The organism is Streptomyces sp. JK94 (assembly GCF_053613315.1).
This window is the reverse complement of sequence record NZ_JBSICH010000067.1, coordinates 1-7,505: the sequence shown is the minus strand read 5'-3', so window position 1 is coordinate 7,505 and position 7,505 is coordinate 1. Positions and strand designations below refer to the sequence as shown.

At 69.3% G+C, this 7,505-nt stretch carries 9 protein-coding genes and 2 pseudogenes; 5 read left to right on the top strand and 6 right to left on the bottom strand.

Translation table 11 applies throughout. The annotated features are described in order from the left end of the window. Positions 1-26 precede the first annotated feature (26 nt). Positions 27-880 (top strand): annotated as a pseudogene (locus ACVV2G_RS32965) (IS5 family transposase). 22 nt (positions 881-902) lie between these two features. Here ACVV2G_RS32965 and ACVV2G_RS32960 read toward each other — a convergent pair. Beyond that, on the bottom strand, positions 903-2,345 hold the full coding sequence (locus ACVV2G_RS32960) for an NF041680 family putative transposase (protein ID WP_453846443.1): 1,443 nt from the start codon (positions 2,343-2,345) through the stop codon (positions 903-905). Between the two features lie 167 nt (positions 2,346-2,512). Here ACVV2G_RS32960 and ACVV2G_RS32955 point away from each other — a divergent pair, with 167 nt between their 5' ends. Continuing rightward, on the top strand, positions 2,513-3,031 hold the full coding sequence (locus tag ACVV2G_RS32955; protein WP_453846441.1) for an NUDIX domain-containing protein: 519 nt from the start codon (positions 2,513-2,515) through the stop codon (positions 3,029-3,031). Here the strand turns inward: ACVV2G_RS32955 and ACVV2G_RS32950 are convergent. From ACVV2G_RS32950 to ACVV2G_RS32935, 4 genes and pseudogenes are all read right to left on the bottom strand, one after another. After that, the gene (locus ACVV2G_RS32950; protein WP_453846440.1) at positions 2,982-3,170 is read right to left on the bottom strand and encodes a hypothetical protein; all 189 of its coding nucleotides are present in this window, start codon (positions 3,168-3,170) and stop codon (positions 2,982-2,984) included. The genes ACVV2G_RS32955 and ACVV2G_RS32950 overlap by 50 nt on opposite strands. A 251-nt stretch (positions 3,171-3,421) precedes the next feature. Then, positions 3,422-3,634, bottom strand: coding sequence for a hypothetical protein (locus ACVV2G_RS32945; RefSeq protein ID WP_453846439.1), 213 nt, complete (start codon positions 3,632-3,634; stop codon positions 3,422-3,424). A 107-nt stretch (positions 3,635-3,741) separates the two neighbouring features. After that, positions 3,742-3,984, bottom strand: coding sequence for a helix-turn-helix domain-containing protein (locus ACVV2G_RS32940; RefSeq protein ID WP_453846442.1), 243 nt, complete (start codon positions 3,982-3,984; stop codon positions 3,742-3,744). Next, positions 3,964-4,053, bottom strand: a pseudogene (locus ACVV2G_RS32935) (hypothetical protein); the annotation flags it as partial. The gene ACVV2G_RS32940 and the pseudogene ACVV2G_RS32935, both read right to left, overlap by 21 nt. Before the next feature lie 173 nt (positions 4,054-4,226). Here ACVV2G_RS32935 and ACVV2G_RS32930 point away from each other — a divergent pair. The 3 genes from ACVV2G_RS32930 to ACVV2G_RS32920 all read left to right on the top strand — a co-directional run bounded on the left by ACVV2G_RS32930 (position 4,227) and on the right by ACVV2G_RS32920 (position 6,935). Further along, positions 4,227-4,553: a hypothetical protein gene (locus ACVV2G_RS32930; protein ID WP_453846438.1), complete on the top strand. Its 327-nt coding sequence runs from the start codon at positions 4,227-4,229 to the stop codon at positions 4,551-4,553. A gap of 106 nt (positions 4,554-4,659) precedes the next feature. Next, on the top strand, positions 4,660-5,922 hold the full coding sequence (locus ACVV2G_RS32925; RefSeq protein ID WP_453846437.1) for an IS701 family transposase: 1,263 nt from the start codon (positions 4,660-4,662) through the stop codon (positions 5,920-5,922). A 206-nt stretch (positions 5,923-6,128) separates the two neighbouring features. Next, entirely contained in the window at positions 6,129-6,935 is an 807-nt protein-coding gene (locus ACVV2G_RS32920; RefSeq protein ID WP_453842038.1) for an IS5 family transposase, read from the top strand. Here ACVV2G_RS32920 and ACVV2G_RS32915 read toward each other — a convergent pair. Then, positions 6,877-7,383: a hypothetical protein gene (locus tag ACVV2G_RS32915; RefSeq protein ID WP_453842056.1), complete on the bottom strand. Its 507-nt coding sequence runs from the start codon at positions 7,381-7,383 to the stop codon at positions 6,877-6,879. The two genes, ACVV2G_RS32920 and ACVV2G_RS32915, sit on opposite strands and share 59 nt — an antisense overlap. Between the last annotated feature and the right edge of the window lie 122 nt (positions 7,384-7,505).

Genomic DNA, 7,505 nt, shown 5'->3' with positions numbered 1-7,505 from the left:
ACTGGCTCTAACAAAAGCTGCTGATCATGAGGCTGTCGGCCGCTCTGCCCGTATGTCTGGGCATGGGAAACCGTCAGTCGCGGCCGTGGATCGTGTCGGACGAACTGTGGTCGCTGGTCGAGCCGTTGCTGCCGCAGCCGGGTCCGAAGAAGGCCGAGGGCAGACCGCGGGTGCCAGACCGGCAGGCCCTGTGCGGCATCCTCTTCGTCCTGCACACCGGAATCCAGTGGGAGTACCTGCCCCAGGAACTCGGCTTCGGCTCGGGCATGACCTGCTGGCGGCGCCTTGCGGCCTGGAACGAGGCCGGCGTCTGGGACCAGCTGCACCAGCTGCTGCTGAACGAGCTGCGGTCGAAGAACCAGCTGGACTGGGAACGGGCGGTGATCGACTCCTCGCATGTGCGGGCCGCCCGACGGGGCCCAAAAGCGGGCCCAGCCCGGTCGACCGCGCACGGCCGGGCAGCAAACACCACCTCATCGTCGACGGCCAGGGCATCCCGCTCGCGGTGTCGCTGACCGGCGGCAACCGCAATGACGTCACCCAACTCGAGCCGCTGCTCGACAAGATTCCCGCCGTCGCGGGCCGGGTCGGCAGGCCGCGCCGGCGCCCGGATGCACTGCTGGCCGACCGCGGCTACGACCACGACAAGTACCGCCGCCTGCTCTGGCAGAGAGGCATACGCCCCGTGATCGCGAAGCGAGGCGAGCCGCACGGCACCGGCCTGGGCACCTTCCGCTACGTCGTTGAGCGCACGATCGCCTGGCTCCACGGCTTCCGCCGCCTGCGCATCCGCTGGGAACGACGCGACGACATCCACGAAGCATTCCTGGGCCTCGCCGTCTGCCTGATCACCCACCGCCACGTCCAGCGGCTTTGTTAGGACCTCTTAGCTTGTTCTTTATCTACCAAGATCTTCCAGGATTGCCGATGGCCTTGAGGGTCTCGGGGCGTTTGACGGTCTTGCCGACGTCGTAGCGGGGTGCCCGGTGTTTGTTCTTGGCGCCGGGTGGCCGTCCGGGGCCGGCGCCTCGGGGTTTGGGAACACGGGTCGGGCAGGCGAGGTGAGTGGGGATGTTCCTGAACCCTCGGCGGACCCGGGCCGGGGTGAGCCGGTCGGAGGTGGCGGGTTTCTCCCAGGGCCGGCGGAGGTCCGCGGCGAGGGGGCGGGCGAGCCGGAGCTGGGTGTGAGCGACGATCAGGATCCAGGTCCAGCGGTCCGCCGCCTCGGGAGTACGAAGTTTCGGAGTGGTCCAGCCCAGGGTCTGCTTCGCGAAGCAGAAGGTGTGCTCCAGATCGAAGCGGCGGAGAAATGCCTGCCAGAAACGGTCCACGTCGTCCGGGGTGGCGCCGGCCTTGGAGGACCATAACCACACCGGCGGGGCATCCCGGTCCTTCGACAGATGCCCGACTTTCAACCTCATCAACGTCCCTTCAACCAACGGAAGTTCACCGTCGTGGTCGAGCCAGGAGGAGCGGTGGGTCAGCCGGGGGTGGACGCGGTCCCACGCCTGAGTTTCGGCCTTGCCGTAGTTGGTCGTGTCGGTGACCGTGGTGATCGCGGGCTCGGGCCAGGAGTCCGGCTTGGTGAAGCGGAATTCCAGGCCGTGCTTGGGCGGCCGGCCGTTGACGCCGTGCATCCTCGGTGGTTTCGGCAGACGCATGACGCGGTCGGAGCGGACCTGCCCGGCCAGCTCGACCGGCAGATCGCGCAGGACCCAGGCCAGGCGGGTGACGTCGTAGCCCGCGTCGCTGACGATCACGATATGCGGGTCTCCGGTCTGCCACTGGCCCGCGGCGATGAGCCGCTCAACCACTCCTCGGAGCTGGGCGGCGGTGATCGCGGTCGCGTCGTCCGCAGGGCCGAGCCGCACCGCGTCCAGGACGGCGGACCAGGACGTGGCACCCGGCTCCAGCACGGCCACGAAGGAGTACGGCCAGCCTGGAATGAACTGCGACGCCGTCTTCGCCCGGCCGTGGACGTGGCAGAACAGCCTCTCCGCCGAACACGGCGCGTCCGAACGAAGCCACGGCGACACATCGACCGCCAGGACCAGGCGCCCGCCGTCGAACCGCGGCAGCGACAGCCCGGACAGCACCATCCGCAGCCGGCCGACGTCGATCCGGCCGTGGTTCAAGCCGCCGTACATCGCTCCGTGCCCACGACGATGCTCGGGCAGCAGCGTCAAATCCACCGGGGACTTCACCGCACCGTCCGCACACAGCACCGCGTCCACCAGCTCGAACAACTCGTCGCGTCGAGCGGCCAGACACTCGTAGAACTCGCCCCGGAAGCGTGACGCTTCCTCGAACGCTTCCCTCCGGACAGCATCAGGCAGCAGACTCACCCTCACGGCCTTCGTCGTGGTCACGTGCACCTTGGTCGGACCACATGATCAGACGAAGGCCGCCCCCACGTCCGGCGAACACCCACCTCAGCGAACCCGTTCGAGGAACTGTTCGCAGAACGCGCACGGGTCGGGCTATCACCAGAGCAGGCGGGCATCATGTCGAGGTGGCTGCTCCCGACTCTCCACCGCTCGCCGTTGACGACCGCGGCAACGCCCTGGTCACCTTCGTCCGAGGAGCGGAAGACAAGCCACCTGGTGATGCACCCCTGCCGGTTGCGCTGGTGGCCCTGTGGCACGGCAGCCGCGTCTTGATGGCCTTCAACCGGTTCCGGCAGGCGTGGGAACTGCCAGGCGGGCGGATCGATCCCGGCGAGGCTGCTCGCCAGGCAGCCGCGCGCGAGTTGCTGGAGGAAACCAGTCACGTGCCCCACGGGCAACTCTGCTTCGTCGGCTTCGCGGGCTTCACCCTGGCGCCCGACGAGCGTGCCGAATACGGTGCCCTGTTCACCGGCCAGGTCGCTGACGTCTCGCCGCTATTCCAGCCCAACGACGAGATCGCGGCCATCCGATGGTGGGACCTTCGAGAGTCCTTGCCAGGACGACTCCAGCCACTGGACGCTCATCTCGCAGAGCTCAGCCGCAACGCGCTGACGAGCACCCGCCACGGCACAGCCCTAGATTAAAGAACAAGCTCAGGAGTTCACCGAGCTTGGCCAGGTTCGCCTTCTGCCCTGTGATGCCGGCGAGTTTGTCGAGGAGGACGACGGTCTCGTTGAGCAGTTCGTAATCCGACTGGAAGCGCTTCGCCTGCTTGGCACGCATGCTTTTCCTGGTCGAGGGAGAAGTACGTACTGGTGATCAGGGCGGCGAGGCCGACGACGGCTGTCCATGTCCAGGTGCTGGGGAAGGTGTCCTGGGAGGCCTCGCTTCCCAGTATCAGGCGAGCGCATGAGGATGAGGTGTTCTCCGCCAGCTGGGCTGCTGAGCAGTGGTTCATCGGGATTGTCCTTGTCGTGCTGAAAGGGCTCTGAGGTGGCTGTGCGAGGGGCGCGCGGTGACATCTTGATGACCGGTCATGGGAACGCGGTGAAGGTCGCCGCGTCGTTGCGGGCGATCACCTCGGTGAGCACTTCGCCGCTGGTCACGTCCAGGGCGGCAACAAGGGAAGCGGTGCCGTGGCGGCGGTATTCGAACTCCTGGCGGGCGGCCTTGCCGGGAGCGGCGGGGCGCCCGGGATACCGGCGCGAGCGGGCGGCGATCGCGGTCTTCTCGTCGATCGAGAGCACCACCGCATCCTTGGGCGGGTCGAGGTAGAGGGCGCACACGTCCGCCGCGCGTACCCAGAAGTCGGGGGTGTCGCGGCGGGTGAGCCAGCCGCGGACCTTGTGCGGCTTCAGGTCCAGGTCCGCCAGGATCCGCCCGACCTGCGAGGCTGAGACCGGCGCGAAGCAGGTCCCCGCGACCTGGGCGGCGATGGTCCGGTGCGACCAGCTTCCGGATGCGGCGGTGCGCTGGTGGCCATGGCCACGATCGCCACCCGCACGTTGGGCCCGTAGGTCCTCGGCCGTCCCGACCGCTCGGCGTCCCGCAGACCGTCCGGGCCGCCGGCGGCGAAGCGGCCCCGCCACTTGCGCACCGTGTTCACGCTGACCTCCAGCTCCCTCGCTATCGCGCCGTTGGCCCGCCCGTCCGCCGCCGCGAGCACGCCCCGGGCCCGCAACACGGCCCGCACCTGGGACTTCGGTGAGCAGATTGTTCGTATCAGCCGCTCGCGGACCTCCCGCTCGAGCACCACCGCGACCGCCGTCCCCGCCCGTCCTTCACCATGCACGGCAGACGATCATGGCGGACCGGTGCCACACCCGGCAGGATGGGCCCGTGCCGAAGAACCCGCCCGAGTCCATGCAGCATCACCTGCGCCAGCGCCTGAACACCCACGCCCAGGCACGCTGGCCGCAACTGGCCCGGGTCGACGTCCGCTTCCGTGCCGGATTCGCCTACGTGGCAGCCGAACTGAAGGACGGGGAGGAACTCCCCTTGTGCCGCCTGCGCTTCACCGGAGTCCTGCATACCTGGGGCTTCGCCCTCTACCTCGCAAGCCGAGGTGGCTACCAGGACAACTTCCTCCCCACGGGACTGCCCTCCGGCAGCCCCGAAGACTGCCTGGACTGCGCCGGCGGCCTCTACCTCGACACTCCCGCCTGACCAACCGCACCCCTCCACGAACTAACGCGGAGCAGCACTAGTAGGGCTTGGTCACGTGCGGTTCGTGCTGGCGTGTCTTCTTGATCGGGCTTGTCGTTGACCGGGTGTGCTGGGTGGGGAGTTGGCTGCGGTCCGGTGTGATCTGGAGGACTTCGCGGCGGAGATGTTCGAGCCGTTCGCGCGGGCGGATCAGCGGCGGTGGGGCGGGGTCTATCTGCGGGGTCTGCTGCTGGAGGGCGTGCGTAAGTCGGTGGAGCCGATGGCTGCCCGCCTGGGCGAGGACGGGAACCGGCAGGCCCTGGCCCACTTCGTGACCTCGAGCCCGTGGGATGCGGCGCATGTGCGGGCCCGGTTGGCCTGGCGCATGCAGCCGGTCGTCAAGCGCACTGCACTGATCATCGATGACACCGGGTTCCTCAAGGACGGGGACGCGTCCGCGTGCGTGGCCCGGCAGTACACCGGCACGGCGGGCAAGGTCACCAACTGCCAGGCCGGCCTCTCGCTGCACCTGGCTTCCGACGGCGCCTCGGCGGCGGTGAACTGGCGTCTGTTCCTGCCCGGGAGCTGGGATCCCGCTTCGCCAAAGGCCGATCCGGCCAAGGTCGCCCGCCGTGCCAAGTGCGCCATTCCGGCCGAGGTGGGGCATGTCGAGAAGTGGCAGCTGGCCCTCGACATGATCGACGAGACGCGGTCCTGGGGCATCGAGGTGCCCCAGGTCATCGCCGACGGCGGCTATGGGGATACCGCCGCGTTCCGCATCGGTCTGGAGGAACGCGGTCTCGACTACGTGGTGGGCATCTCGACCACGACCACCGCGCAGCCCGAGGACGCACAGCCCTGCACCCCGGCCTATTCCGGTCTGGGCCGGCGGCCGGTGTCTGCCTACCCCGAGTCGGCGCAGACCGTGAAGAGCCTGGTCATCGCGGCCGGGAAACGCGCCGCGCGGCCGGTGCAGTGGCGGGAGGGCTCCCGGCCCGGCAGTGGCCGCAGCGGACACAAACGCATGTACTCGCGCTTCGTGGCCCTGCGGATCCGGCCCGCCGGACGCGAGATCCGCAAGGCCACGGCCGGCACCGAACTTCCGGTCCGCTGGCTACTGGCCGAATGGCCCGCCGACCAGGACGAGCCCGTGCAGTTCTGGCTCTCCAACCTGCCCGAGACCACCTCGCTGCCCGTCCTCGTGCGCACCGCGAAACTCCGCTGGCGCATCGAGAACGACTACCGCGAGATGAAACAGGCCCTCGGCCTGGCCCACTTCGAAGGCCGAACCTGGCCAGGCTGGCACCACCACGTCACCCTCGTCTCACTGGCTGTTCTCTATCCGTGCGGGTGCTCGGCCGGGGCTCGAACAGGGTGCTGGATCGGGTGAGTTGTCGGGTGTTCGGACATGAAGGAAGGGCCTCTTGGTAGCTCGCGGATGTCGAGTCCAGCGAGGAGCAAGAGGCCCTGTTGTCGAAGTGTCGCGTGGTCGCAGTGGCCGGGTCCAGTCCGTCCACTCCTGGGTGTGACTGTCTCGCCCACAGGTTCGGGAATGCGGCCGACCGCCCGGGGCGCCGGCCCCGGTACGGCTCGGACATGAGCGATGCCGAGTGGGCAGCAGTGCGGGATCTGCTGCCGGTTCCGGGATGGCTGGCCGGCCGGGGCGGGCGGCCGGAGGGTTACTGCCACCGGCAGATGATCGACGCGGTGCGCTACCTCGTCGACAACGGCATCAAGTGGCGGGCGATGCCGTCGGACTTCCCGCCCTGGCCGCGGGTGTATGCCTTCTTCGCCCGCTGGCGGGACGCGGGACTCGTGGCCGAGCTGCATGACCGGCTGCGCGAGGCGGTCCGTGATGCCGAGGGACGCGACCGGGAGCCGAGTGCGGCGGTCATCGACTCGCAGTCGGTGAAGGCGGACGCCACCGTCGCCCTCACCTCGCGGGGCTACGACGCGGGCAAGAAGATCAATGGACGCAAGCGGCACCTGCTCACCGACACGCTCGGTCTGCTGCTGGCAGTGCTGGTCACCCCGGCGTCGACCACCGACCGGGACGCCGCCCGCCTCCTGCTGCCCGCGGCCCGGGGCCGCTTCGGGCGGCTGGCACGGGTGTGGGCCGACGGCGGCTACACCGGCCACCTCGTCGACTGGAGCGCAACGCAGCTCGGCGTCGTCCTGGACATCGTCCGCCGCAGCGACGACATCCGCGGCTTCCAGGTCCTGCCCCGCCGCTGGGTCGTGGAACGGTCTCTCGCCTGGTGCCTGCGCAGTCGGCGCCTGGTCCGGGACTACGAGCGGCGCACCGACACCAGCGAAGCGGTCATCCTGTGGTCGATGACCATGCTCATGAGCCGCCGCCTGGCCGCCCGGTGTCAGGAGCCTGTTGCGGCGCGGGCGGCATGAACCTGCCCGGTTTCGCTTCGACCAGCCAGCCCCGTTCCACCAGCCGTTTCAGCCGGGCCCTCGCCCCTTCGACGCGGGAGGCGGACGCGCTGTCCCAGCCCAGCACCACCGCCGCCCGCCGGGCACCCAGCCCGTCGCCTCCCGCATCGACCGCGGCGGCCATCAACGCCTGGTAGTCCGGCGACAACTCCGCCACCCCACTCGCGTGTCGCCGGTGCGGCACCGCCCGGCGAGGCCCGACCGCCTTCCTCCGCGGCACCTCGCCGGCCCCGTCGGCGGGTGCGTTCTCCTCGGCCAACGCTTCCAGATACTGCTCCAGACCGATCACCCGGCGCCGGTGCACCTCCTCCGCCTCCGCCAGAGCCGCCCGCACCCGTTCCAGCTCGGCTTCGAGGTCCTTCACCTGCGCGGCTGCGGCCTTCTGCCGCGTCTCCAGAACCGCCCGCATCGACGGCATCCGCTACCTCCACGACATCTCGCCCGGCAACAAGCCCAGGCTCCCGCAGCAGCTGCTACTTCATGCCTGACCAGCGAAGACGTCACACGAGGTTCGGAAAGAGAACGGTCTCT

Coding starts and splice junctions, on each gene's coding strand:
- ACVV2G_RS32950 (WP_453846440.1), bottom strand. CDS start 3,170: ATGCGTGCCAAGCAGGCGAAGCGCTTCCAGTCGGATTACGAACTGCTC.
- ACVV2G_RS32915 (WP_453842056.1), bottom strand. CDS start 7,383: ATGCGGGCGGTTCTGGAGACGCGGCAGAAGGCCGCAGCCGCGCAGGTG.
- ACVV2G_RS32920 (WP_453842038.1), top strand. CDS start 6,129: ATGAGCGATGCCGAGTGGGCAGCAGTGCGGGATCTGCTGCCGGTTCCG.